Annotated in this window: 21 protein-coding genes; 12 read left to right on the forward strand and 9 right to left on the reverse strand. The window is 72.1% G+C overall.

Annotated features, from left to right (window positions below; translation table 11 throughout):
• Window positions 1-21: 21 nt before the first annotated feature.
• Window positions 22-837, reverse strand: coding sequence for an NAD(P)H-binding protein (locus B0I31_RS27005; protein ID WP_106618182.1), 816 nt, complete (start codon window positions 835-837; stop codon window positions 22-24).
• A 95-nt stretch (window positions 838-932) separates the two neighbouring features.
• On the opposite strand from B0I31_RS27005, the gene B0I31_RS27010 reads away from it, so the two are divergent.
• Window positions 933-1,307 (forward strand): winged helix-turn-helix transcriptional regulator, encoded by a 375-nt coding sequence (locus B0I31_RS27010; RefSeq protein ID WP_106618183.1) that lies wholly within the window; start codon window positions 933-935, stop codon window positions 1,305-1,307.
• A gap of 82 nt (window positions 1,308-1,389) precedes the next feature.
• Here the strand turns inward: B0I31_RS27010 and B0I31_RS27015 are convergent, their stop codons facing one another.
• The gene (locus B0I31_RS27015) at window positions 1,390-2,688 is read right to left on the reverse strand and encodes a cytochrome P450 (protein WP_106618184.1); all 1,299 of its coding nucleotides are present in this window, start codon (window positions 2,686-2,688) and stop codon (window positions 1,390-1,392) included.
• Window positions 2,689-2,798: 110 nt separating this feature from the next.
• On the opposite strand from B0I31_RS27015, the gene B0I31_RS27020 reads away from it, so the two are divergent.
• Together B0I31_RS27020 and B0I31_RS27025 are read left to right on the forward strand one after the other, a co-directional pair.
• Window positions 2,799-3,281 carry an AAA family ATPase gene (locus tag B0I31_RS27020; protein ID WP_106618185.1) on the forward strand — a complete coding sequence of 161 codons (483 nt, stop codon included), beginning with the start codon at window positions 2,799-2,801 and terminating at the stop codon, window positions 3,279-3,281.
• Window positions 3,278-3,769 (forward strand): P-loop NTPase family protein, encoded by a 492-nt coding sequence (locus tag B0I31_RS27025; protein ID WP_146173959.1) that lies wholly within the window; start codon window positions 3,278-3,280, stop codon window positions 3,767-3,769. Before B0I31_RS27020 ends, B0I31_RS27025 begins: the two co-directional genes overlap by 4 nt.
• Here B0I31_RS27025 and B0I31_RS27030 read toward each other — a convergent pair.
• Window positions 3,766-4,977, reverse strand: coding sequence for a cytochrome P450 family protein (locus B0I31_RS27030; protein ID WP_106618262.1), 1,212 nt, complete (start codon window positions 4,975-4,977; stop codon window positions 3,766-3,768). The two genes, B0I31_RS27025 and B0I31_RS27030, sit on opposite strands and share 4 nt — an antisense overlap.
• Window positions 4,978-5,032: 55 nt before the next feature.
• On the opposite strand from B0I31_RS27030, the gene B0I31_RS27035 reads away from it, so the two are divergent.
• The gene (locus B0I31_RS27035; RefSeq protein WP_106618187.1) at window positions 5,033-6,091 is read left to right on the forward strand and encodes a TetR/AcrR family transcriptional regulator; all 1,059 of its coding nucleotides are present in this window, start codon (window positions 5,033-5,035) and stop codon (window positions 6,089-6,091) included.
• On the opposite strand, the gene B0I31_RS27040 is transcribed toward B0I31_RS27035, so the two are convergent.
• The 3 genes from B0I31_RS27040 to B0I31_RS27050 are packed head-to-tail and all read right to left on the reverse strand — an operon-like array spanning window position 6,060 to window position 8,322.
• On the reverse strand, window positions 6,060-6,530 hold the full coding sequence (locus tag B0I31_RS27040) for an acyl-CoA thioesterase (protein WP_106618188.1): 471 nt from the start codon (window positions 6,528-6,530) through the stop codon (window positions 6,060-6,062). The genes B0I31_RS27035 and B0I31_RS27040 overlap by 32 nt on opposite strands.
• 41 nt (window positions 6,531-6,571) lie before the next feature.
• Entirely contained in the window at window positions 6,572-7,729 is a 1,158-nt protein-coding gene (locus B0I31_RS27045) for an MFS transporter (protein ID WP_106618189.1), read from the reverse strand.
• Window positions 7,729-8,322, reverse strand: coding sequence for a TetR/AcrR family transcriptional regulator (locus B0I31_RS27050; protein ID WP_106618190.1), 594 nt, complete (start codon window positions 8,320-8,322; stop codon window positions 7,729-7,731). The genes B0I31_RS27045 and B0I31_RS27050 overlap by 1 nt, the downstream gene beginning before the upstream one ends.
• A gap of 126 nt (window positions 8,323-8,448) precedes the next feature.
• Between B0I31_RS27050 and B0I31_RS27055 the strand changes: the two genes are divergently transcribed.
• The 7 genes from B0I31_RS27055 to B0I31_RS27085 all read left to right on the forward strand — a co-directional run bounded on the left by B0I31_RS27055 (window position 8,449) and on the right by B0I31_RS27085 (window position 17,808).
• The gene (locus B0I31_RS27055; RefSeq protein ID WP_106618191.1) at window positions 8,449-9,000 is read left to right on the forward strand and encodes a Scr1 family TA system antitoxin-like transcriptional regulator; all 552 of its coding nucleotides are present in this window, start codon (window positions 8,449-8,451) and stop codon (window positions 8,998-9,000) included.
• A gap of 15 nt (window positions 9,001-9,015) precedes the next feature.
• The gene (locus B0I31_RS27060; protein ID WP_106618192.1) at window positions 9,016-10,755 is read left to right on the forward strand and encodes a PQQ-dependent sugar dehydrogenase; all 1,740 of its coding nucleotides are present in this window, start codon (window positions 9,016-9,018) and stop codon (window positions 10,753-10,755) included.
• A 252-nt stretch (window positions 10,756-11,007) separates the two neighbouring features.
• A complete protein-coding gene (locus B0I31_RS27065; protein WP_245950454.1) occupies window positions 11,008-12,246 on the forward strand; it encodes a glutamate-cysteine ligase family protein in 1,239 nt (412 codons plus the stop codon).
• Complete coding sequence (gene egtB / locus B0I31_RS27070) at window positions 12,243-13,556, forward strand: ergothioneine biosynthesis protein EgtB (protein WP_106618194.1); 1,314 nt, start codon at window positions 12,243-12,245, stop codon at window positions 13,554-13,556. Before B0I31_RS27065 ends, egtB begins: the two co-directional genes overlap by 4 nt.
• Window positions 13,557-13,558: 2 nt before the next feature.
• The gene (gene egtC / locus B0I31_RS27075; protein WP_106618195.1) at window positions 13,559-14,308 is read left to right on the forward strand and encodes an ergothioneine biosynthesis protein EgtC; all 750 of its coding nucleotides are present in this window, start codon (window positions 13,559-13,561) and stop codon (window positions 14,306-14,308) included.
• A complete protein-coding gene (gene egtD / locus B0I31_RS27080) occupies window positions 14,305-15,279 on the forward strand; it encodes an L-histidine N(alpha)-methyltransferase (RefSeq protein WP_106618196.1) in 975 nt (324 codons plus the stop codon). The genes egtC and egtD overlap by 4 nt, the downstream gene beginning before the upstream one ends.
• Before the next feature lie 933 nt (window positions 15,280-16,212).
• Window positions 16,213-17,808 carry an alpha/beta hydrolase gene (locus B0I31_RS27085; protein WP_106618197.1) on the forward strand — a complete coding sequence of 532 codons (1,596 nt, stop codon included), beginning with the start codon at window positions 16,213-16,215 and terminating at the stop codon, window positions 17,806-17,808.
• Here the strand turns inward: B0I31_RS27085 and B0I31_RS27090 are convergent.
• Both B0I31_RS27090 and B0I31_RS27095 read right to left on the reverse strand, forming a co-directional pair.
• The gene (locus B0I31_RS27090) at window positions 17,756-18,796 is read right to left on the reverse strand and encodes a hypothetical protein (RefSeq protein ID WP_146173960.1); all 1,041 of its coding nucleotides are present in this window, start codon (window positions 18,794-18,796) and stop codon (window positions 17,756-17,758) included. The two genes, B0I31_RS27085 and B0I31_RS27090, sit on opposite strands and share 53 nt — an antisense overlap.
• A gap of 39 nt (window positions 18,797-18,835) precedes the next feature.
• Window positions 18,836-20,890, reverse strand: coding sequence for an MMPL family transporter (locus B0I31_RS27095; RefSeq protein ID WP_245950456.1), 2,055 nt, complete (start codon window positions 20,888-20,890; stop codon window positions 18,836-18,838).
• 107 nt (window positions 20,891-20,997) lie between these two features.
• On the opposite strand from B0I31_RS27095, the gene B0I31_RS27100 reads away from it, so the two are divergent.
• Window positions 20,998-21,597: a TetR/AcrR family transcriptional regulator gene (locus B0I31_RS27100; protein ID WP_245950458.1), complete on the forward strand. Its 600-nt coding sequence runs from the start codon at window positions 20,998-21,000 to the stop codon at window positions 21,595-21,597.
• 46 nt (window positions 21,598-21,643) lie between these two features.
• Here B0I31_RS27100 and B0I31_RS27105 read toward each other — a convergent pair whose 3' ends face one another.
• Window positions 21,644-23,311, reverse strand: coding sequence for a VWA domain-containing protein (locus B0I31_RS27105; protein ID WP_181320409.1), 1,668 nt, complete (start codon window positions 23,309-23,311; stop codon window positions 21,644-21,646).
• Window positions 23,312-23,380 lie beyond the last annotated feature (69 nt).

Here is a 23,380-nt window from a genome sequence, read left to right on the forward strand (position 1 = left end):
GTGCGCCCCTCACCGAGCCGCTCACTTGAACGCCGCGGCGTTGCGTGCCGCCCAGTCGGCGAAGGAACCGGCGGGGCGGCCGAGGACCCGTTCGACGTCCGGGCTCACCCGCTGCTCGTCGGCGGTCGGCGTGCCGAGGATGTCCAAGGTGGCGTCGGCGATCACCTCGGGCATGAACGCCGTCATCCCGGCCCTGGCCTCGGCCCGGCTCAGCTCCACGAACCGCACCGGCTCGCCCACCGCGTCCCCGATCGCCGCGACCTGCTGCCGCGGCGTGATCGCCTCCGGCCCGGTCAGCACGTAGGTCTGCCCGCCGTGACCCGCCTCCCGCAACGCCGCGGCGGCGACCCCGGCGATGTCGTCCGGGTCGATGACGGGCAGCGCCACGTCGGCGAACGGCGCCGCCGCCGACCGCTGCTCCCGGATCGTCCCGGCCCACGCGTAGCTGTTCGACGCGAACCCGCCCGGCCGCAGCACCGTCCACTCCAGGTCCGACCGCGTGACCGCCTCTTCGAGGTCCGGCGCGTGCCGTCCCGTCCCCACACCCTGCGAGGACAGCAGCACGACCCGCTCGACGTCACGCGCGAGTTCCAGCACGGCACCCAGCGCGGCGCCGTTGTTCGCCGTGAAGTCGCCCGAGGCCAGCAGGAACAGCGCCGTGGCGCCCTCCAACGCGGGCGTGAGGCTCTCCGGCCTCGTCAGGTCCGCCCGCACGTGGCGCACACCGGGCCGCGCCGACGCACCGCGCGACACGGTCGTCACCTGCTCGCCCGCCTCGACCAGCGCCCGCACCAGCGGCCGGCCGACGTTCCCGGTCGCACCCGTCACCACGATCATGATCGCTCCCGTTGTCGTGTCGTTCGTACGACGGGAACGCTACTTTCCTCGATATAGTAGGTACCTAGAGGTAAGTAACGTGGAAGGGGTCTGATGTGACCAGTGGCACAACCTCCGACCCGGAGCTGGCCTGTCCCATCGCGCCGGTGGTGGACCTGGTGTTCAGCCGCTGGACGACCCCGATCCTGTGGGCGTTGAACGAATACGGCCGGCAGCGGTTCGGTGAGTTGGCGCACCGCATCACCACGATCACGCCCAAGGTGCTGACCCAGCGGCTGAGGCAGTTGGAGCGCGACGGTCTCGTCGTGCGCACCTATCACGCCGAAATGCCGCCCCGGGTGGAGTACGAGATCAGCGAACTCGGGCGCAGCCTCGCCCCGTTGTTCGCACACCTGGCCGAGTGGTCGGCGGAGAACCTGGAAAAGGTCGAGCGGGCCCGTCACGCGCACGACGCCAAGAATCCGCACTAATGCGGAAAGGGCGCAACGACCCGCCGCGGCGGCGGTGCGGCGGGTCGACGCGCGGTACCAGCATGCACCACATTCCTGAGGCTCAGCTGATGGTTTCCACGATCGGGTGTTGTTTTTTCGCGCCGGTGGTCACCGGGAGCTGCGCCGCACCCCGGATGACCCGTGACGGTCGGCGGCGCACCGGGCCCGCCGCTCTCAGGTCCGGGAACCGGCGGAACAGGCCGCGCAGTGCCGCCGCGCCCTCCATCCGGGCCAGGCCCGCGCCGAGGCAGTAGTGGATGCCGGACGAGAACGCGAGGTGCTCGCGCACGTCCGCGCGGCCCGGGTCGAACCGGTGCGGGTCGGCGAACACCGACGGGTCCCGGTTGGCCGCCGCCAGCATCAGCATGACCGGCGTGCCCTTGGCCAGCCGGATCCCGGCGACCTCGGTCGACTCGAACGGCACCCGCACCGTGTACTGCACCGGAGGGTCGTGCCGCAGCGTCTCCTCCACGACGGCGTCGGCGTAGCCGGGGTCGGCGAGCAGCCGCTCGCGCACCTCGGGGTGCCCGAGCACCGCAAGCACCGAGTTGCCGATCAAGTTGACCGTGGTCTCGAAACCGGCCACCAGCAGCAGTTCCGTGGTGGCGATCAGGTCCTCGCGGGTCAGGTCGTCGTGCGCCACCAGCGCGGACACGACGTCGTCCCCGCCGGGGTGCCGCCGCCGATGCGCGATCAGGTCGTCCAGGAACGCCTCGAACTCGCGCAACGCCGCTTGCAGCGCCCGCAGCTCACGCAGGTCCCGCACGCCGTCGAGCGCGTTGACCAACGCGCTGCCCCACCGGGCGAACGTCGCGTGGTCCGCGCCCGGCACGCCGAGCAGGTCGGCGATCACCTGGATCGGCACCCTGGCCGCGAAGTCGCCGACGAGGTCGAACGTGCGCCGGTCCGCCACCTCGTCCAGGTACTCCTCGACCACCCGCTCGACGGTCGCGGTCTGCGCGCGCAGCCCGCGTGGCGTGAACCAGGGCGCGACCAGCCGCCGCAGCCGGGTGTGGTCGGGCGGGTTGCGCACCAGGAACGACTCCTCGACCGGGTTGACCAGCCGCCGTCCGTCGAGCTGGACCGACGAGTCGACCGGTGACAGCGCGCCCGCGGGCAGCGGGCCGAACCCGGGATCGCGCAGCACTCGCGCGCACAACTCGTGCGACGCGGTGAGGTACAGGCCCATCTTGGTCTTCACCAGCACGCCTTGCCGGCGCACCGACTCGTACACCGGGTAGGGGTCGCGGGTCGGGCTGAGCCCGAGCAACCGGGCGGCGGGATCGCCGAGGAGGGCTTGCGCCCGGACTACGGCGCGCCCCAGGAACAGCAGCGTCGCGTTCTTCACCGTGGACGGCATGCCACCACGGTGGCGTGAACGCGAGAAAGGTTCAAGCTCGGTCGTCGACGCCGGACGGCCGCGGAAAACGGATCGCCGCACCGGACCGGGCCGAACTACGCTCCCGCCCGATGACCACCGTGCTCTGGCTCCTCGGCCCGTCCGGCGTCGGCAAGTCGACGGTCGGCTGGCGGCTCCACCGCCTCCTCGACCGCGGCTCCTACGTCGACGCCGACCAGCTGGGCCTGTGCTACCCGTCGAACGCCGACGACCCGGAGAACCACCGGATCAAGTCGAGCGCGCTCGGCGCGTTGTGGCCGGAGTTCAAGGGCTCGCCGCTCATCGTCTCCGGCTTCCTCAACACCCCCGGGGAAGCCCGCCTGTACACCGATCGCCTGCCCGGCGCGGACATCACGCTGTGCCGGTTGCGGGTGGACCACGCCGAGCTGCGCGCCCGCTTCCTGGGCCGCGGCTGGCTCCCCGGGCACGTCGACCAGGCGCTCGACGACGCCGACGCGCTGGAACGCGCCGACTTCGCCGACTTCACCGTCGACACGGACGGGCGGGCACCCGCCGAGATCGCCGCGGAGATCCGGGAGAGGTGGGCCGCGTGACCGTCCTGTGGATCACCGGGCCGCGTGCCGTCGGCAAGTCGACCGTGGGCTGGGAGGTGTTCACCCGCCTCTTCGCACACACCAGAACGGCCTACGTCGACCTGGCCCAGATCACCTTCGCCGCACCGCCGCTGGACGTGGCGGCGAAGGGACGGCGGCTCGACGCCGTCCGACGCGTCTACCGCGAGGCGGGCGCACAACACCTGGTCGTCACCGGCGAACTCGAGAACGTCCCGCCGGAGGCGAAGGTGTGCTCGCTGTTCGCGGGCCCCGACGAGCTCGTGGCACGCCTGCTCCTGCGCGGCGCGGGCAAGGGGCCGGCGATCCCCGGCGACGACCTCCGCGGCCTGCCCGAGGAGGACCTGCGCCGCCTGGCCGTCCCCACCGTCGTGCTGGACGCCGACCTCGTGGTCGACACCGGTGGCCGGGAGGTCGGGGAGATCGCCGACGAGATCCTGGACTGCTTCTTCCCCGACCTCGGCGCCTAACGCCGTCGGACGACCAGTGACGCCAAGCGCCACGTGCCGCCGTCCGGCGTCCGGCGCGGCGTTCCCGCCGACGCGAGGTCCGGGAACCGCTCCAGCACGGCCGACAGCGCCACCTGCGTCTGCACCCGCGCGAACGCGGCGCCGAGGCAGAAGTGCGCGCCGTGCGAGTAGCCGAGGTGGCCGGTCGACGGCGTGCGCGTGACGTCCAGCCGGTCCGGCTCGGCGTAGACCCGGGGGTCGCGATTGGCCGACACGATCGCCGTCATCACCCGCTCGCCCTTGCCGATCACCACGTCGCCGAAGCCCACCTCTTCCCGCGTGAACCGGGGCACGGTCAGCAGCTGCGGGCCGACCCACCGCGTCAGCTCCTCCACCGCGCGCGGCACCAGGCCCGGGTCCGCCCGCAGCGCCGCGAGCTGGTCGGGGTGGGTGAGCAGCGCGTCGAGACCGTTGACGATGAGGTTGGTCGGCGTCTGCCCGGCGATCACCAACTGCCACACCAGGGTCACCAGCTCCGCTTCGGTGAAGCGGTCGCCGTCCTCGTCGCGCACGCGCAGCAGCTGGGAGATCAGGTCGTCACCCGGTGAGGTCCGGCGCAGCTCGACGGCCTCGATCGCGCCCTCGATCACACCCGGGATCGCGGCGAGGAACCCCGGCCCGTAGCCGCTCACCACGGCCACCCCGAACTCGCGCCACCGCGGCCGGTGCTCGACCGGGATGCCCACCAGCTCGCAGATCACGTCCATCGGCAACGGGCGGGCGAAGTGCTCCAGGAGGTCGACGGTGTCGCCGTCCGGCAGGGCGTCGAGCAGCGCGGCCACGATCGCCTCGATCCGCGGCCGGAACTCCTCCGCCCGGCGCGCGGTGAACGCGGGCGCGGCCAGCCTGCGCAGCCGGAGGTGCTCGGGACCGTTCATCTCGGACATCGTGCGCAGGTACGGCTTGCAGTGCTCGGGGACGCCCGGCAGGCCCTGGAAGCTGTTCGCGTTCAGCTCGAAGCGCGGGTCGGCGAGCATCGCCTTGGCGTCCTCGTGCCGGGTGAGGACCCACATGTCGCCCATGCCGGGCACGGTCATCCGCGCCACCGGGCACCGCTCGCGGGCCTGGCCGTAGGCGGTGAACGGGTCGAGCAGCACCTCGGGCTTGGTGGGGTCGATCTCGGGAACGGTCAACGCGAACCTCCGGATGTTCAGATCAGATGTTCTCATCATCTGAATGGTCACGGTATCTTGGCCGCGCGAGGCCTGGCAAACGGGGAGCGTGATGGCGCGGCTGAGCAGGGCGGAGGCGCAGGAGCGCAACCGGGCGCGGGTGCTGGACGCCGCCCGCGCCGAGTTCGCCGAACGCGGATTCCGGGACGCCAAGATCGACACGATCGCGCAGCGCGCCGAGCTGACCCGGGGCGCGGTGTACTCGAACTTCCCCGGCAAGCGCGCCCTCTACTTCGCGGTGCTGGCCGACCTCGCGGAACGGGCGACCGCGCCGGCGAACCCGCAACGCGGCTCGAACCGGCGCGAAGCGCTCGGCGCGCTGGCCCGTGCGTGGGTGATGTCGCTCAGCCACGACGCGTTGGCCCGGGACTTCCTGCCCGAGGTGGCCGCCGAGGAGGTGACGCGCCGTCCGTTCACGCAGTTGATGAAGCTGGACGCGCTGCTGCTCAGCCTCGCGCTGGAAGCGCTCGACCCGGTCGTGCCGCCGCCCGACGCGCCGCCGATCCGGATGGTCCGCCTCGCCGAGGTCGTGCTCGCCGCGCTGCACGGCGCGAGCGGGCTGGCCACCGCGGCGCCCGGTTTCCTGGAGCCGTTCGACGTGATCAGCGCGTGCGAGCAGCTCGCCGGCCTGGAGCTGAACGACTGGTGGGCACCGCCTCCCGCGGCCGTGGTGGTGGGGGAGGACCGGCCGTGGGCGCCGCCGACCGCTCTCGACCTCGTGCGCGGGTCGGACGTGACGCCGGACGACGACGGCGTGGTGGTCGTGCTGGGGCTGAACCGCCTGGCCGCCGTGGAGGAAGCGGTGCGCGCCGGCGCGCGGGTGACCCTCGTGATGGTGACCGGCACGCCGGGGGAGCTGGCACCGTTGGCGCGCTTGGTGTTGGCGCGGCTGTGCGTGAGCCTGCGGCAGGCGTTCCCGGTCGGGTCCTGGCCCCGGCTGCGGGTGGTGTGCGACGAGACCGGCGCCGTGGCGGGTGCGGCAGGTGTGCCGTCGGTGAGCGACGAGACCGAGGTCGCGATCCGCGTCGAGGGCGGCCGGGTGGTGGCGCGGGCCGAGGGGTCAGGCGCGGGTCACGCGGTCAGTGCCCGGGCGCGGGTGCCGCGGACCTAGCCGCGGACCTGGTCGGCCTGGTGGTGGCCGGGCGGCGTTCCAACACCTTGCGGAAGTCCGCCGGGATCGGGGTGCTGCGCAGCTCCGGCGTGCCGAAGGAGACGTACCGGTTCCAGCCGGTGGCGACCGGCGTGCCGTCCACGTCCGCGTCGAAGCCCATGGTCAACGTGGTGGTGCCCAGCGTCCGCACCCGCACCGCGATCCGCAGCAGGTCGTCGAACCGGGCCGGGCTGAGGTACCGGATGGAGGTCTCGGCCATCACGAAGTCGATGCCGTGCTTCTCCAGCTCCTTGTACGACCCGAGCAGGGACCGCAGCGTCTCCACCATGGCGGCCTCGAAGAACACCGCGTAGCGCGAGGCGTGCACGATCCCCTGGCGGTCGCAGTCGACCGGGCGCACCCGCACCCGGTGCACGTGGGCAGGTCGGGCGTCAGCCATGTCGGCGATCCTATGGGGTCACCCGGACGGTCCGCCTCGGCCTAGCTGTGACTGCTCCGAGCGGTCCGCCTCGGCCTGGCGGTGACTGCTCCGAGTGACGCGCCCACCAGTTGGCCCGCCGCGACCAGCAGGATCACCGACGTCGGCGACCACGTGGCGAGCAGCGCGCCGCCGCCCACCGCGCCCACCGCGTACGCCCCGATCTTCAGGCTCGCCCCCGTGGTGGAGACCTGGCCGAGCAGCGCACCCGGCGTGTACCGCTGCCGCGCGGTGATCGTGGCGGTCAGCACCGGTCCCTGCGCGAGCCCGCTGACCAGCGCCGGCACCAGCAACACCGGGAAGTGCGGCGCGAGCGGCCACAGCGCGAGCGTCACCCCGTACAGCGCGACGGCCGTGAACACCACCCGCTCCGGCCGCCAGAGGTGCAGCCACCGGCGGACCACCAGGAGGCAGCCCACCGCGCCGACCTCGAACACCGCCCACACCACCCCGGCCTGGTCGCCGTCCACGCCGAGCGCGCCCACGTGCAGCGGCAGCGCCGTGGCGAGCATGCCGACCGACCCGTACCCGACCACGGACGCGACCGTCGCGCCGCGCAACGGCGCCGTGGTGGCCAGGTGCCGCAGGCCCTTCGCGATCGCGGCACGCAGCGAAGGGTGTTCGCCGGGCGGATGCGGCGGCACGCGCAACGCGGTCGTGCACAGCCCTCCGGCCAACGACAGCGCGGCGACCACGGCCACCGCGACGGCGGGCGACGCGACCGTGCTCAGCACACCGGCCAACCCGGGCCCCGCGATCGCCGCCGCGTTGAACAGCAGCGCGTCCTGCGAGATGGCCCTGGGCAGGTCGGTGGCCAGGCGCGGAACCAGGCTGGTGAACCCGCCGCTGGTCATCGGCAACGTGATGCCCGCGACGAACGCCGCGGGCACCAGCCAGGGCGCCGGCGCGAACACCATGGCCACCGCCATCACGGCGAGCACGAACTGGTTGGCCGCCAACGCCGCCACCGGTCGCCGCGCCCGGTCGAGCCACGCGCCGAGCAGCGGCCCGGACAGGATCGACGGCACCGTGTACGCGGCGATCACCACGCCGGACAGCACGGGCGACCCGCTGCGCGCCAAGGCCAGCAGCACCACGGCCACGGCCACCATCTCGTCGGCCAGCCGGGCGAGGCCCGCCGCCCAGAGGTACCGGACCATCAGGCCTTGCGCCGGTGTCGGCGGACGCTCTCCTCGACCAGGTCCAGCACGGGTTCGAGGTCGTCCGCGGGCAGGCCCATGGCCAAGTGCGACACCAGGCCCTCCAGCACCAGCTCCAGGAACGACGTCAGCACGTCCACGTCCACGTCGTCGCGCAGGTTCCCGGCCTCGCGCTGGCGCTCCAGCCGCTGCCGCGTCGCGTTGGTCAGCTGCCGCGACCGCTCCGCCCACCGCGCCCGGAACTCCGGGTCGGTGCGCAGCCGGCGCGACACCTCGAGCCGCGTGCCGAGCCAGTCCGCGGGGTGCTCCACGTCGTCGGGGTCGGGCGGGTACAGCAGGTCTCGCATCACCTGCACCAGGCCCTGTTCGGCGACGACCTCCGCCATGCGCAGCGCGTCGTCCTCGGCCAGGGCGAGGAACAGCGACTCCTTGTCCCGGAAGTGGTGGAAGATCGCGCCCCTGGACAGGCCGGTAGCCTCTTCGAGACGGCGCACGGTGGCGCCTTCGTAGCCGAAACGCGCGAAACACGCACGGGCGCCGTCGAGGATCTGGCGGCGACGGGCATCGAGGTGGTCCTGGCTCACCCTGGGCACCTGTCGATGTTGCCAGGGCCGCCGGACGAAATCCAATCAGTACGTACGGCTTGCCGTGTCCACTTTGGGGTGTACTTCGCCGTCTCGGCTCGAAACCCCAGGTCATCGTCACTACGGTGGCGCACCGTGACCGCAGGTGAGGACATCCGGCCGCCGTTGAGGCTGGTGCCGGGATTGGGCTGGTCGAGCCGACCGTCCACGGTGGACCGCAGTCGGCACGGCCCGGACTTGATCGATCTGATCAGGCTCGTCGGCCGTCGCCCCGGCGACACCGCGGACGGCCCGTCCGGTTGTGCCCTCGTGGTGTTCGAGGCGTTGTGCGTCCCCGAGCCGCTGCGCACACCCGCCTACGCCCTGGCGCTCGGCGACGACGCGGGCGGCACCGGCGTCGACCGGCTGCCGCACACCGCCACGCGGTTCTTCGTGCACGAGGCCGCGTTGCACGTCCGCGTCGGCGGCGAAGAGGTCATGGCCGAGCAGTTGGACGCGCTCGCGGACCGGACCGACGCGCCGGTCCGGCTGGTGCCGTTCGCCGCCGGTCACGTCGGCGTGCTGCGGTCGTCGTTCGCCCTGCCGGACGGGCGCCGCCCGGCCGAGGTGCTGGACCGGATCGCGCTGGACGTGCCGTCGTCACGGGCGCGGTTGCGCAGCCAGGCCGCGCACTACCGGAACCGGTAGGCGGGAGGAGCACCGATGGGATCGCACACGCTGCGCTCACGGCCGATGTCGGACACCCGGCGACGGCGGCTCGCGGTCACCACCGCGACGGCGCTGTCCCTGCTCGTCGCCTCCGGCGCGGCCGCGAACGGGCTCACCGGTGACCCGTCCGAGGTCGCCCGGCACAGCGGGCCGAGCACCGACCGCGCGGCCGTCGACGCCATTCCGCCCACGCCGCCGCGCAACCTGCGTGCCACCGGCAAGACCGAGCACAGCGTCTCGCTGGCGTGGGACGCGTCCGTGGACAACGTCGGCGTGGTGGGCTACGACGTCTACCAGCACGGCCAGCTGATGGTGAGCGTGTCCGGCACGACCTTGTCGGCCACGGTCATCGGGCTCGAAGCCGACACGCGGTACGACTGGACCGTCTTCGCGCGCGACGCCGCGCCCAACGTCTCGCGGGCCAGCAACAGCGTCGTGGTGCGCACCGAGAGCGTGGTGCTGGACAACGAGTCGCCCACCGCACCGGTCAACGTGCGGGTGACCGGCAGGTCGCCGACCAGCGTGTCGTTGGCTTGGGACGCCGCCACCGACAACGTCGGCGTGACCGGGTACCTGGTGCACCGCGATGGAGCGCAGGTGGGCGCGGCGGACGGCACGGCCACCACGGTCACCGGCCTGGCCGCCGGTACCGGCTACCGGTTCAGCGTGCGGGCGCAGGACGCGGCGGGCAACCTCTCGCCGTTCAGCGACGAGGTCATCGCCGTGCCCGGCGGCACGGCGCCCGCGGGCGAGCCGGAGCTCGGCGCGGTGACCGCGTTGCGCGAGGGCACCGACGTGCCGTGGGGCCTGGCGTTCCTGCCGGACGGTTCGGCGCTGGTGTCCGAGCGGGAGGCGTTCACGATCTACCGGCTCACCCCGGACGGCAGGCGGATCGAGGTCGGCACGGTGCCGGGCGCGCAGGGCACCGACGGCGAGGGCGGCGTGCTGGGCGTCGAGGTCTCGCCCACGTTCGCCGCGGACGGGCTCGTGTTCGTCTACCACACGGCGGCGGGCGGCAACCAGGTCGTGCGGGCCAGGCTGGTCGGCGACCTGCTGTCCGGCTGGACCACGATCCTCGGCGGCATGCCGAAGAACCGCTACCACAACGGCGGGCGGCTGCGGTTCAGCCCGGACGGCCGGTACCTGTTCGTCTCCACCGGCGACGCGCAGAACGGCAGCTACGGGCAGAACCTGGACACCAACGCGGGCAAGATCCTGCGCATCCACCCGGACGGGTCGATCCCGGCGGACAACCCGTTCCCGGGCAAGGCGATCTGGAGCTACGGGCACCGCAACGTGCAGGGCCTGGACTTCGACTCGCGGGGCAGGCTGTGGGCCACCGAGTTCGGCAACAACTCGCAGGACGAGCTCAACCTCATCGAGCGCGGCGCCAACTACGGCTGGCCGGGGTGCGAGGGCACGGCCGGGTACTGCAACGACAGCGTGCCGCCGAAGAAGACGTGGCCGACGTCGGCCGCCGGGCCGAGCGGGTTGGCGATCATCAACGACCACTTGTTCGTGGCGACCACGGTCGGGCGGCGGGTCTACCGGCTGCGCATCGACGGTGACGAGCTGGTCGACCAGGAGGTCTACTTCCAGGGCGCGTACGGGCGGCTGCGCACGGTGGAGGTGGACCGCGAGGGCGACCTCTGGCTGACCACCACCTGGGACCTGGACGAGGTCGTCGGCAACGACCGGGTGCTGCACGTCGACGTCGAATACCCGGGGTCTTGACGGTCACCTGGATGCCACGAGCTGTTCACGCCGTGACCGGATCGTCCGATTGATACCGCTTGATACCGCGAAAACGCCCACTAGGAGCAGCACGCCGGCCGCCGGTCCGGCGTCGGCGGCCACCCGACCGGCCGTCAGCGACACGTCCCGCAACCGACATGTCGTTGATCCGCAAGGGTTTTGCACAGCTGCGAGTGTCGGTGCCTGCGTGTAGCGTCGAACGGACGAGATTGATCACGGGGAGTGCCACCAGTGACTGCTGTCCGTAATGCCCCGGCTCCGGGGCCCACCCCGGCGGTGTTCCGGGATCGAGCGGAGGCCGAGGCCTACGTCGCCTCGGTCTGCTTCAAGCACGGACCTCCGAGGCTGCTCGGAGTCGAATTGGAATGGACCGTCCACCACGTCGAAGATCCCTCCCGGCCGCTCGACGCGAAGACCCTCGCGTCCGCCCTCGGCCCGCACGCACCACCGACCCTCGTCCCCGACAGCCCGCAGCGGCCCCTGCCCTCCGGCACCCCGCTGACCGTGGAACCGGGTGGCCAGGTCGAGATCTCCACTCCGCCACGCGATTCCCTGACGGACCTGCTCAAGACCGTCGCGGCGGACATCGACCACCTCCACAGCCTGCTCGAACCGGCCGGTCTGCGGCTCGGTCAGCACGGCGCCGACCCGTTCCGCCCGCCGCGCCGGATGCTCCAGGTCCCGCGCTACGCGGCCATGGAACACGCCTTCGCCCCGCTCGGGCCCGAGGGCATCACGATGATGTGCAGCACCGCGGGCCTCCAGGTCTGCCTGGACTTCGGGCTGGCCGACGACCTGCCCCGGCGGTGGGCCGCGGTGCACGCGCTCGGACCCGTCGTCACCGCCCTGTTCGCCAACTCGCCCGGCGTCAACGGCCGCCGGACGGACTGGGCCAGCGCGCGGATGCGCTCCCTCTACGCCACCGACCCGGTGCGCACGCGCCCGGCGGCGGTGTGCGCGAGACCGGCCGACGCGTGGGCCAAGCGCGTGCTCGACACGCCGGTCATCGCGGTGCGCAGACCGGGGCCGAACTGGCTGCCGCCGCACCGGTTGACGTTCGCCGACTGGATCGACGGGGCGCTGGACCGCCCGGCGACCGCCGACGACCTCGACTACCACCTCACCCTGCAGTTCCCGCCGGTCAGGCCGCGCGGGTACCTGGAGGTCCGCTACCTGGACACCCCGCCGCACGGCCAGTGGCTGCCACCGGTCGTGCTGATGGCGGCGCTGTTCAGCACGCCGAAAGCGGTGGACGGCGTGTTCGCGGCCACGGAGGGTGCGGCGAACCGCTGGCTCGCCGCCGCGCGGTACGGCCTGAACGACCCGGTGCTCGCCCGTGCGGCGCGCGACGTGGTCGAGCTGGGCTGCGCCGCGCTGTCCGACACCGACCTGTCGGTCGGCCAGACCGACGCGATCGCCGAAGAACTGCACCGCACGCTCGCTGAGAAGACCGGAGGGGGCCGTTCATGACCAGCACCGAGAACCTTCGCGACCGGGTCGCCGCCCAGCTCACCAGGGCCCGCGACCGCAGCAGGCTGCTCACCGACGCGGTGGACGACCACGACCTCGTCCGCCAGCACTCCAAGTTGATGTCACCGCTGGTGTGGGACCTCGCGCACATCGGCAACCAGGAAGAGCTGTGGCTGGTCCGCGACGTCGGCGGGCGTGAGCCGGTCCGGGCGGACATCGACGAGCTGTACGACGCGTTCAAGCACGCCCGGTCGGCCCGGCCGGAACTGCCGCTGCTCGGGCCGACCGAGGCGCGCAAGTACGTCGGCGAGGTCCGGGACAAGGTGTTCGACGTGCTCGAACGCACGCCGCTGGAAGGCCACCGGCTGGTCGACGGCGGGTTCGCGTTCGGCATGATCGTGCAGCACGAGCAGCAGCACGACGAGACCATGCTGGCCACGCACCAGCTGCGGGTCGGCGAACCGGTGCTGGACGCGCCACCGCCGCCGCGCGGTGGCCCGGTGGGTCCGGCCGAGGTGCTGGTGCCCGGCGGGCCGTTCACCATGGGCACGTCCACCGAGGCGTGGGCGCTGGACAACGAGCGGCCCGCGCACCAGGTGGTCACCGAGCCGTTCTTCATCGACACCACGCCGGTGACGAACGGCGCGTACGAGGCGTTCATCGCCGAGGGCGGCTACCGCGACCCGCGCTGGTGGAGCGAAGCCGGGTGGGCGCACGTGCGGAAGGCGTCGCTGGTCGCGCCCCGGTTCTGGGAACAGGTCGGCGACCGGTGGTACCGCACGGCGTTCGGCCGCACGGAACCGATCGAGCCCGACCAGCCGGTGGTGCACGTCTGCTACTACGAGGCCGAGGCGTACGCGAAGTGGGCGGGCAAGCGGCTGCCCACCGAGGTGGAGTGGGAGAAGGCGGCCCGGTTCGACCCGGCGACCGGCCGGTCCCGCCGCTACCCGTGGGGCGACGAGGAGCCGACCGAGGCGCACGCCAACCTCAACCAGCGGCACCTGACGCCGGCCCCGGTCGGCGCCTACCCGGCGGGCGCGTCCGCGTTGGGGGTGCACCAGCTCATCGGTGACGTGTGGGAGTGGACCAGTTCGGACTTCCACGGGTACGCCGGGTTCGAGGTGTTCCCGTACGCGGAGTACTCGCTGGTGTTCTTCGGGCCGGACTACAAGGTGCTGCGCGGCGGGTCGTTCGGCAGCGACCAGGCGGCGGTGCGGTCGACGTTCCGGAACTGGGACTACCCCATCCGGCGGCAGATCTTCTCGGGCTTCCGCTGCGCGCGGGACGCCTCGCGGGACGAACTGGCCTGACCATGTGCCGCCACCTGGGTTACCTGGGCCCCGCCGTGCCCGTCGCCGCGCTGGTGCACGACGCGCCGCACTCGTTGGTGCGGCAGTCGTACTCGCCGCGGGACATGCGCGGCGGCGGCACGGTCAACGTGGACGGCTACGGCGTGGGGTGGTACCCCGCGCCGGGCGGTCCGGCGGTGCGCTACCGCCGGGCGGGCACGATCTGGTCGGACGAGAACCTGCTCGCGCTGAGCCGGGTGACGGTGTCCGGCGCGGTGCTGGCGGCGGTGCGCTCGGCGACGGTCGGCATGCCGGTGGCGGACACGGCCTGCGCGCCGTTCACCGATGGGCAGTGGCTGTTCAGCCACAACGGGCGGGTCGCCGACTGGCCGGAGTCCGTGGTGGACGTCGCCAAGACGTTGCCCGTGGCCTCGTTGCTGACGTTGGACGCGCCGACCGACGCCGCCTTGCTGTGGGCGTTGGTGCGGTCGCGGCTGGCTGCCGGTGCCGCGCCGGGTGCCGCGCTGGCGTCCGTCGTGTCCGAGGTGGCCGCCGCCGCGCCCGGTTCGCGGCTGAACCTGTTGCTCACCAACGGGACCGTGCTCGCCGGCACGACGTGGACGCACTCGTTGTGGGTGCGTTCCGGTGACGGCGCGGTCGCGCTGGCCTCCGAGCCGTTGGACGACGACCCGCGCTGGCGGGAGGTGCCGGACGGGCACGTCGTCACGGCAGATGTGTCTACTGTGGACGTTCAACCGATTGGACGAGGATGACCGAGCCTGTGCTGGACGTGCACCTGACCCCCGAGGACGCGGCCATCGCGCTGCGCGCCGAGGCGAGGGCGGGGCTGACCGCGCGGTCGAAGTGGGTGTCGCCGAAGTGGTTCTACGACGCGGTCGGCAGTGAGCTGTTCGAGGAGATCACCCGGCTGCCGGAGTACTACCCGACCCGCGCGGAGCGGGAGATCCTGGTGGCGCGGGCGGCGGAGATCGCGTCGCTCACCGACGCGCACTCGTTGGTGGAGCTGGGTTCGGGGTCGTCGGAGAAGACGCGGCTGCTCCTGGACGCGTTGCGGGCGCACGGCACGCTGCGGGAGTTCGTGCCGCTGGACGTGTCGCCGTCTGCGTTGACGGAGGCGGCACGGGCGATCATCGCCGCGTACCCGGGGCTGCGGGTGCACGGGGTGGTCGGCGACTTCACCGAGCACCTGGGCCTGCTGCCCGGCGCGCCGCCCCGGGTGGTGGCGTTCCTGGGCGGGACGATCGGCAACCTGATTCCGGAGGAGCGGGACAAGTTCTTCGCCTCGGTGCGCGAAGTGCTGAACGCGGGGGAGTGGCTGCTGCTCGGGACGGACCTGGTGAAGGACCCCGATGTGCTGGTGCGGGCGTACGACGACGCGCAGGGCGTGACGGCGGAGTTCAACCGCAACGTGCTGCGCGTGATCAACCGTGAGCTGGACGCCGACTTCGACCCCTCCGACTTCGAGCACGTGGCGCTGTGGAACGCGGAGGAGGAGTGGATCGAGATGCGCCTGCGCGCGTTGCGCCCGGTCAAGGCCCACGTGGCGGCCCTGTCCCTGGACGTCGACTTCGCCGAGGGTGAGGAACTGCGCACCGAGGTCTCCGCCAAGTTCCGCCGCGAGACCGTGGACCGCGAACTGACCGCCGCCGGCTTCGCCCTGCACCGCTGGTGGACCGACCCGGCGGGCCGCTTCGCCCTGACCCTGGCCCGCGCCCTCCCCTGACCTCGCGTGTCCTACGTCCGGAACGCGCGTGTCCTACGTTGAGGACGCGCGTGTCCTGCGTTCGCGTACCCCCGAGTTGAACGCTCAGGACGGCCCGTCTGCGTTCTGAGCGTTCAACTCGGGTGGTCTGAGGGTGTGGGGTGTTGGGGTAGAAGCCTTGAAAGCTTGAAAAGCCTTGAAAAGCGTCCTCGCCGGACGGGCAGATCAGCAGGATGACCCCAACTACGCCTTCGTCTCTCGTTGGGTTGTGGGTCCGGACTCCGTGTCATCCCACCGACCTCCCTCCGGGTTACCACACGTGTCAAGGGCGGCGCGCGGTCCCAGTTGACGTCGCGGGCAGAGGTGGACGCGCCGCCCTTGACACGTGCGGTAAGGCTGCGCCAGGTCGGCGGGATGACACGAAGCCCTCCTTTGGGAAGAAGGACGTGCCAGTGGACGGTCCGGTGCTCGCCGGTGGGCGCGGGGTCGGGGGGCGCCGGGGCGTGTGCGGCTGCGATGCACTTCGACTTTCTCAAGGTAGGGGTTCGTGTCATCCCGCCGACCTGGCGTAGCCCTACCGCACGTGTCAAGAGGGCTGGTTCACCTTTGCCTGCGGCGTCGACTGTGGGCGCCCTCTTGACGCGTGTGGTAGCCCGGAGGGAGGTCGGTGGGATGACACGAAGCCCGGGACCACGCTGGGTCGGGAGATCCAGGGGTAGTTGGGGTCATCCTGCTGATCTGCCCGTCCGGCGAGGACGCTTTTGATCTTTTGATCTTTTCGAGCCCTGGTCCTGACCCTGGCCACCCTGCCGGTGAAGGTTCGACACGCCGTTGGTAGGGCGCGAATCCTCCGTTCTGCGGGTAGTGCTGGGCACGTTCGAGTGAAAGCCTCGCGCGATGGCGTCGCGGTGTCACTGAGGGGCGACGTCGAGCGAACCGAGGGAGCGCTACCGCATGCAACTCCGCACCAGAGCGCTGGCTCTCGCGCTGGCCGTGGGCACTACGGTGTCCGGCCTCGCGGGAACCGGTACCGCCGCCGCCCAGGAAGCACAGGGCGCCACCCCGATCCAGTGGACCACCTGCGCCGAGGACGTCCTCGCCGAGATCCCCGCCGCGCAGCGCGACAAGGTCACCTGCGCCAACCACCCCGTGCCGCTGGACCACCGCAAGCCCGCCGGCGCGAAGATCACCATCGCGCTGATGAAGCGCCCGGCCGACGACCAGGCGAACAAGGTCGGCTCGTTGTTCATCAACCCCGGCGGTCCCGGTGGTGCCGGTCTCATCTACTCCGCTTACGGCAGCTCGTTCTTCCAGCCCGAGGTCATGAACAGGTTCGACCTGATCGGGTTCGACCCGCGCGGTGTCGGGCGCAGTTCGCCGTTGCGCTGCTTCAAGACCCTCGAAGAGGCCAACGAGATCTTCGGCCGCATGTCCGCCGTCCCGGTCACCCGCACCGAGATCCGCAACACCATGGACGCGACCGAGGACTACACCGACGCGTGCGCGCGCAACGCGGGCCCGCTGCTGAACCACATGTCCACCGAGGCCGTGGCCCGTGACCTGGACCTGCTCCGGCAGGGCGTCGGCGACCGGCAGCTCACCTTCGTCGGCTTCTCCTACGGCACGCTCCTCGGCGCCACCTACGCCAACATCTTCCCGGCCAAGTCCCGCGCCCTCGTGCTGGACGGCAACGTCGACCCGGCGCTGCGCACCTCCAACGGCGCGGAGTACGACCGGCAACGCGCGCAGGGCTTCGAGCTCGCCCTCGACGCGTTCCTGAAGCGCTGCGACACCGAAGGCGACAAGTGCGCCTACAGCGACGGCAACCCGCGGGCCAAGTTCGACGAGGTGCGCGACCACCTGCGCACCCGGCCGATCACGCTGCCGAACAACCAGGTCGTGACCTACGACGGCTACATCGGCCGGGTCGGCAGTGACCTGTACGCGCCGACCAGGTTCAAGGCGCTGGCCGCGTGGCTGCAGAGCATCTACGCGGTGCTGCACCCGGACACCGCCACGTTCTCGGCGCAGCAGCAGGCCGACCTGCTGCCGCCGCTGGCGAACAAGCACGGCCTGGCGGACGTCCGCGCCGGGCTCACGGGCGACACCGAGTACCTGTACGACGACTCGTACTACGGCGTGAACTGCACGGACAAGCCGTTCGTGCGCGTGCCGCAACTGTTCCCCGTGCTGGCCGCGAAGTGGGAGCGCGAGTCGCCGACGTTCGGCCGCTCGCAGGCCGCGTCCGACCTGCTCACCTGCGCGACCTGGCCGGTGCCCCGCCCGGACCGCTGGGACGGGCCGTGGCACCGCCGCACGCCGAACCCGATCGTCGTGGTGGGCAACTACTACGACCCGGCCACGCAGTACGAGTTCAGCAAGCGCATGGTCCGCCAGCTCGGCAACGCGCGGCTGCTCAGCGTGGACGCGTTCGGGCACTGCATCCTCGGTGACAGCGCCGGGGTGGACACCGCGGTGACCGACTACCTGGTCGACCTCAAGGCCCCGGCGGACGGTCAGGTGTTCCAGCCGAACGCCCAGCCGTTCTAGTGGCACCGGGTGCGGCCGTGGCGAAGGCGACGGCCGCACCCGCCAGGACGACCAGTTCGGTCGGCACGGGCCCGGTGCGCAGCCAGGTGAGACCCAGGTAGACGACGGCGGTGAGCAGCACGATCGGGCTCCGGCGCCGCCACGACCACACCGCCGGCCCGATCGCGACGACGAACGCCAGGAACAGCTCGTCGTAGCCGGTCCACGGGCCGACCGCCACGGCGATGGCCGCCCCTTCGATCCCGCCGCTCTCGTTCCGCCCGCCGGGCGCGTTCGCGAGCACCGCGGGGAGTTCCGGCGCCAGGAACACCCGGTCCACCACCGGCCACACCACCAAGCCGATGCCGACCAGCAGCAACGGGTACCAGGCGCCGGGACGGCGGGCGCTCAGGTCGTAGGCCGCGACCACCACCGCCGCGACCACCAGCGCGAGCGCGCTGTAGTGCCACAACGAGCCGAGCAGCCCGAGGATCGCCACCACGTGCCACGGCCGCACCCGGTCGACCCTGGTGTGCGCGAGCACCGCACCCGCCACGACCACCAGTTCCGGGTGCGGCAGGAAGTCGAACGTGGGCACGACGGGGGTGAGCGTCGTGAGCGGCGCGTAGGCGAACCAGCCGAACTCCTCGACCGGCTCCTGCCGGAAGTACCAGACGGCGGCCAGGTACCCCAGCGCCGTGACCGCGACGACGTAGCTGCGCGCACGCCACGCCCAGATCCCCAGGCCGATGGCGACCACCAGGCCGAACAGGAACTGCCACAGGTCGAACGCGGTCGGCCCGACCGAGAGCCACCACCCGTCGACGAACCCGCCGGCCGACGTGAGCGCGAACGCGGTCGCCCCGGTCACCAGCAACGGGAACCAGGCGCCGGGCCGCTCGGCGTGCGCCTCGCGCGCCTTCAGCAGCAGACCGGCGATCACCAGCGGGAGCGTGACGTCCAGGGGCGGGCCGTCCTCCCACAGCGGGAGGACGAGTCCGACCAACACCGGCAATGCCCACACGGCGGCCCCCATAAGGGCGCAACCCTAGCGGCCCTCCGCCAGGCCGAACCGGGTGTGTGCCCGGCGCAGCCACCCCGGCGCCCACCAGTTGGCGCGACCGGCCAGCCGCATCAACGCGGGCACCAGCACGGCGCGCACGAACGTCGCGTCCACCAGGATCGCCACCGCCATGCCCGCGCCCAGCATCTGCAGGTACATCACGCTGCCGGTGGTGTACGCGGCGAACGACAGGGCCAGGATGGCGGCGGCGGCCGTGATCAGCGGAGCGCTGCGCTGGATCCCCGTGGTGACGGCGGAGCGTTCGTCGCCGGTGCGCGCGTACTCCTCGGCGATCCGCGACACCATGAAGACCTCGTAGTCCATGGACAGGCCGTACGCGATGCAGAACATCAGGATCGGGATGCTCGGCTCGACCGTGCCGGTGGGCGTGAAGCCGAGCACGTGCGCCAGGTTGCCGTTCTGGAAGCCCCACACCACCACGCCGAACATCACCGCGAGGCTGAGCAGGTTCAGCGCGGTCGCCTTGACCGGCAGCAGCACGCTGCCGGTCATCAGGAACAGCAGCACGAAGGTGACCGCCAGGATCAGGCCGAACACCAGCGGCACCCGGTCGGTGAGGGCGTCGCGGAAGTCCGCCAGCTCGGCCGGGTAGCCGCCGACGAGGTAGTCCGGGTCGAGCGCGCGGACCCGTTCCACCAGCGCGGGCACGTCGCCGGAGAGCGCTTCCTGGGACGGGATCGCCGACCACGTGGTGCCGTGCTCGTTGGTCGTCACGTCGACCTGCACGATGCCGGGCACGTCGGCGAGCCGTGCGGCGTAGTCGTCGTCCCCCGGGACGTCCTGCGCGATCACCCGGATGGCGTCGGTCTGCTCCTGGCCGAAGCCCGCGCGGATCTGGTCCTGCACCACCCGGCTGGACGCGTCCGGCGGCAGGATCCGGTCGTCGGGCAGGCCGAACCGCAGGCCCAGCACCGGCGCGGCGAGCAGGAGCAGCAACGCCAGCACCGCGCCGCCGACCAGCAGCGGCCGGTTCATCACCGCGTTCGCCGTGCGCGCCCAGAACCCGGTGGTGCGTTCGGCGGCCGGGTGCGGTTTCAGGCACGCCAGGGCGGCGGGCAGCACGGTGAGCGCGCCGAGCACGGACAGCCCCACCACCAGCACGCCCGCGTACGCGAAGGAACGCAGGAACGGGAAGGGGAAGAGCAGCAGCATCGCCAGCGACGCGGCCACCGTGAGCCCGCTGAACAGCACCGTGCGCCCGGCCGTCGCGACCGCCCGTTCGACCGCTCGCGGCACGGTGGCGCCGCCGGCCAGTTCCTCGCGGTAGCGGGCGATGACGAACAGGCAGTAGTCCACGCCCAGCGCCAGGCCCATGACCAGCGTGATGTTCGCGGCGAACGTGGACACCTCGGTGAACGCGGTCAGCCCGCGCAGCGCGGCGAGCGTGCCGACCATGGCGAACAACCCGATGCCGATCGTGGTCAACGCCAGCGACACCCGCCGGTACAGCAGCACCAGCAGGAGCAGCACCACCGGTACCACGATCATCTCGGCGCGCAGGAAGTCGCGTGCCGCTTGCGCGCCGACCTGGCGGAACACCTCGTCCTGCCCGCCGACGCCGACCTCGACCACGTCGTCGGCCCGGGTGAACCGCTCGGACAGGCCGGCGATGACCCCGCGTGCCTCGGTGGCGGTGCCGGGCACCCACGCCAGGATCAGCGCTTGGCCGCCGTCTTCGGAGCGCAGGGCCGGGCTGCGACGGTCCCAATAGGACTCGACCTGCCGGACGAGCGGCGCCAGCTCGGCGGCCAGCGCACGGCCGCGTTCGGCGGTCCGCGGGTCGTCCACGTCGCCGCCGCGCGCCGTGACGAGCAGGGTCAGGTTGGGGTTGCCGGTGTCGAACTCCTCGGCCAGCACCTCGGCCGCGCGCAGCGACTCCGTGCCGGGCGCCTCGAAGCGGGACAGCGACAGCGCCGACAACGTGCCGCTGCCCACCACGGCGGCGGCCGCCGCGACGATCGCGGCGACGACCAGGACCAAGCGTCGCCGGCGCACGGCGAAACGCCCCAGCAGGTGCACGGGGTTCTCCTCGACTCGGGTGCTTCCTCGTAGAATGCGAGCGAGTGCTCGTGTTTCAAAATACGAGCGGATACTCGTGTTTGTCAACGAGTGAGAAGGTGGTGCCCGTGGAGAAGGTGGTGCGCCGGCAGGCGCGGGGCGAGCGGCGGATGGCCGAACTGCAGGACGCGGCGGCGGCGGTCTTCGCGGAGGTCGGCTACGAGGCCGCGACGACCAACGCCATCGCCGCGCGGGCGGGCGTGTCGCCGGGCACGCTGTACCAGTTCTACGGCAACAAGGAGGGCATCGCCCAGGCGTTGGCCGACCGGTACCTGGAGCAGCTGCGGTCGGCGCACGGCGCGTTGACGCCCGAGCTGGCGCACCTGCCGCTGGACGAGCTGATCGACCGGATGGCGGGCCCGATGGTGGCGGTGAACGTCGCCAACCCCGGCTTCAAGGCCCTGTTCGGCCGCTCCGACATGCCCGAGCAGCTGGCCGCGCCGACCCGCGCCGTGCACGCCGCGGTGTTCGGGCGCATCGACGCGGTGCTGGCCGCACGTCGCCCGGACCTCCCCGACGCCGACCGCGCCCGCACCGCGCAGGTGACGATGCGGCTGTTCGGCGGACTGATCCCGATGATCGTCTCGGCCGACGAGGACGAGCGGCCCGCGTTGGTGGCGGAGCTGAAGAAGGTGCTGCTCGGGTACCTGGGGCCGATCGTGGGGTGAGGGGCGCCCCCGGCTGGGAACGCCCCTCACGGTCGGATCGTTCCGCTTACTTCGGCGGCGGCGGGACCAGGCAGCTCACCGGAGCCGACTGGTTGCCCGACGCGTCCACGCCGTGGACGAGGGCGTCGCCCTTGAGCGTGATGCGCCAGTCGATGTCACCGGCACCGGGCTTCTGGTTCGGCGTCGCGCCCGGCGCCTGCACCAGCTTGATCTTCGTGCCGCTCGGGAAACCGCCGAAGACGGCGGAGCTCGCCGAGTCGGAGACGAACAGCAGCGGGTTCGGGTCGACCGCGTCGGTCGCGGTCAGCACGAAGAACCCGTCCTCGTTGTCGGCCGGCGGGATGTTGCCGCCGCCGGGGTTGTTGGTCGGCTGGCACGTGACGGCCGGGGGAGTGGTGTCGACCCAGTCCTTGAGCACGTCGTCGCACAGCTGGTGGCCCGCGACGTGGGTGAAGCAGCCGCGGATCGAGTCCTGGCCGAGGCCCGCGAGCCCCTGCGTGGCCGGGTAGGTGAAGTCGACCGCGCCCGCGCCGGAGGTGTTCCCGTTGCCCGTGCCGCCCGCGTTCGGGCCGCTGAGGATCGAGAAGTCGACCGGGACGTTCGCCACCGGGTCACCGAAGTCGTCGGTGACGGTCGCGGTCACGGTGTGGGTCTGGCCGGGCGTGCCCAGCTCGTTGGTCTCCTGCTCCGGTTCCACGTCGATGGCCGCGGCGCAACCGCGCACGTTCACCGCCGGGTTGCCGAACGTCACGACGTGGCCCTCGGCGTCGGTGTAGGCGACGGTCGGGTTGACCGCCAGCGCGCCGCCACCGGCGGTCGGGAGGTGGGTCGCGGTGAACGTCAGCGTCACAGTCTCGGTGCCCAGCTCGGCGATGGTCCAGGTGAGCTGGTTGCCGTTCTGGGCGACCGAGCCCTTGGACGCCGCCGCGCCGCTGACCGAGAACTGCGGCGCCACCGTGTCGACCACGGTCACGTTCGTCGCCGCGGGCACCACGATGGCCGCGCCGATCGCTTCGAAGACCTCCTGCAACTGGGCGGGGGTCGGTGCCTGGTAGTAGTGCGTGGCGTCGGGATCCGTGGTCCAGTCCCGGATCTCGTTCGCGTCGACGGAACCGAGGCCGATGCCGAAGATCTCGGTGCCCGCGTTGCGCGCCGCCGCGGCCGCGGGGCTCGCGTCGGGACCCACGGTCGTCTGGCCATCGGTCATGATGACCATGATCTTCTCGTTGGTGGGCGCCGAGCCGGCGAGCTGCGCCTGGCCGGTGGTGATGGCCGCGGAGTGGTTCGTGCCGCCGGACGCGACGAGCGCGTCGATGGCGGACTTGGCGGCGTTCGCGTCGGACGAGAGCGGGGTGTCGACGGAGGCACCGTCCGCGAAGCTGACCACGCCGATGCGGCTGCCGTTGGCCACGACGCCGTTCAGCGAGCCGTCGGTGGCCTCGTCGATGATGTCCACGAAGGACTTGGCGGCGGTCTTCAGGTCGCCGATGGCGCCCTGCATGCTGCCGGAGCGGTCGAGGACCAGTTCGATGTCGACGGGGTTGCCGGCGATGCCGGTCCCGGCGTCGAGCGTCACGGTCACCGGGACGGACCCGCCGCACGTGATGTCGGTGGCCCCCAGTGCCTTGGCGCCGGTGACCGTCCCGCCCGCGGCTGCCGCCCCGGTGGTCGTGGCCAGTGGTGCCGCGAGTGCGGCCACCAGGATCGCGGTCACGCCGCAAGCCCGTCTTCGAGTGTTCTTGTGCATTTCGGTTTTGCACCTCCTCGTGCGCGCCGACCAGAC

Origin of the sequence: Saccharothrix carnea (assembly GCF_003014735.1) — a bacterium.
GTDB lineage: Bacteria > Actinomycetota > Actinomycetes > Mycobacteriales > Pseudonocardiaceae > Actinosynnema > Actinosynnema carneum.

Excerpts from the sequence above, each read along its gene's own strand:
- B0I31_RS27005 (WP_106618182.1), bottom strand. The coding sequence starts at position 837 with ATGATCGTGGTGACGGGTGCGACCGGGAACGTCGGCCGGCCGCTGGTG.
- B0I31_RS27015 (WP_106618184.1), bottom strand. The coding sequence starts at position 2,688 with ATGCCGTCCACGGTGAAGAACGCGACGCTGCTGTTCCTGGGGCGCGCC.
- B0I31_RS27020 (WP_106618185.1), top strand. The coding sequence starts at position 2,799 with ATGACCACCGTGCTCTGGCTCCTCGGCCCGTCCGGCGTCGGCAAGTCG.
- B0I31_RS27030 (WP_106618262.1), bottom strand. The coding sequence starts at position 4,977 with ATGAGAACATCTGATCTGAACATCCGGAGGTTCGCGTTGACCGTTCCC.
- B0I31_RS27035 (WP_106618187.1), top strand. The coding sequence starts at position 5,033 with ATGGCGCGGCTGAGCAGGGCGGAGGCGCAGGAGCGCAACCGGGCGCGG.
- B0I31_RS27040 (WP_106618188.1), bottom strand. The coding sequence starts at position 6,530 with ATGGCTGACGCCCGACCTGCCCACGTGCACCGGGTGCGGGTGCGCCCG.
- B0I31_RS27045 (WP_106618189.1), bottom strand. The coding sequence starts at position 7,729 with ATGGTCCGGTACCTCTGGGCGGCGGGCCTCGCCCGGCTGGCCGACGAG.
- B0I31_RS27060 (WP_106618192.1), top strand. The coding sequence starts at position 9,016 with ATGGGATCGCACACGCTGCGCTCACGGCCGATGTCGGACACCCGGCGA.
- egtB (WP_106618194.1), top strand. The coding sequence starts at position 12,243 with ATGACCAGCACCGAGAACCTTCGCGACCGGGTCGCCGCCCAGCTCACC.
- egtC (WP_106618195.1), top strand. The coding sequence starts at position 13,559 with ATGTGCCGCCACCTGGGTTACCTGGGCCCCGCCGTGCCCGTCGCCGCG.
- egtD (WP_106618196.1), top strand. The coding sequence starts at position 14,305 with ATGACCGAGCCTGTGCTGGACGTGCACCTGACCCCCGAGGACGCGGCC.
- B0I31_RS27085 (WP_106618197.1), top strand. The coding sequence starts at position 16,213 with ATGCAACTCCGCACCAGAGCGCTGGCTCTCGCGCTGGCCGTGGGCACT.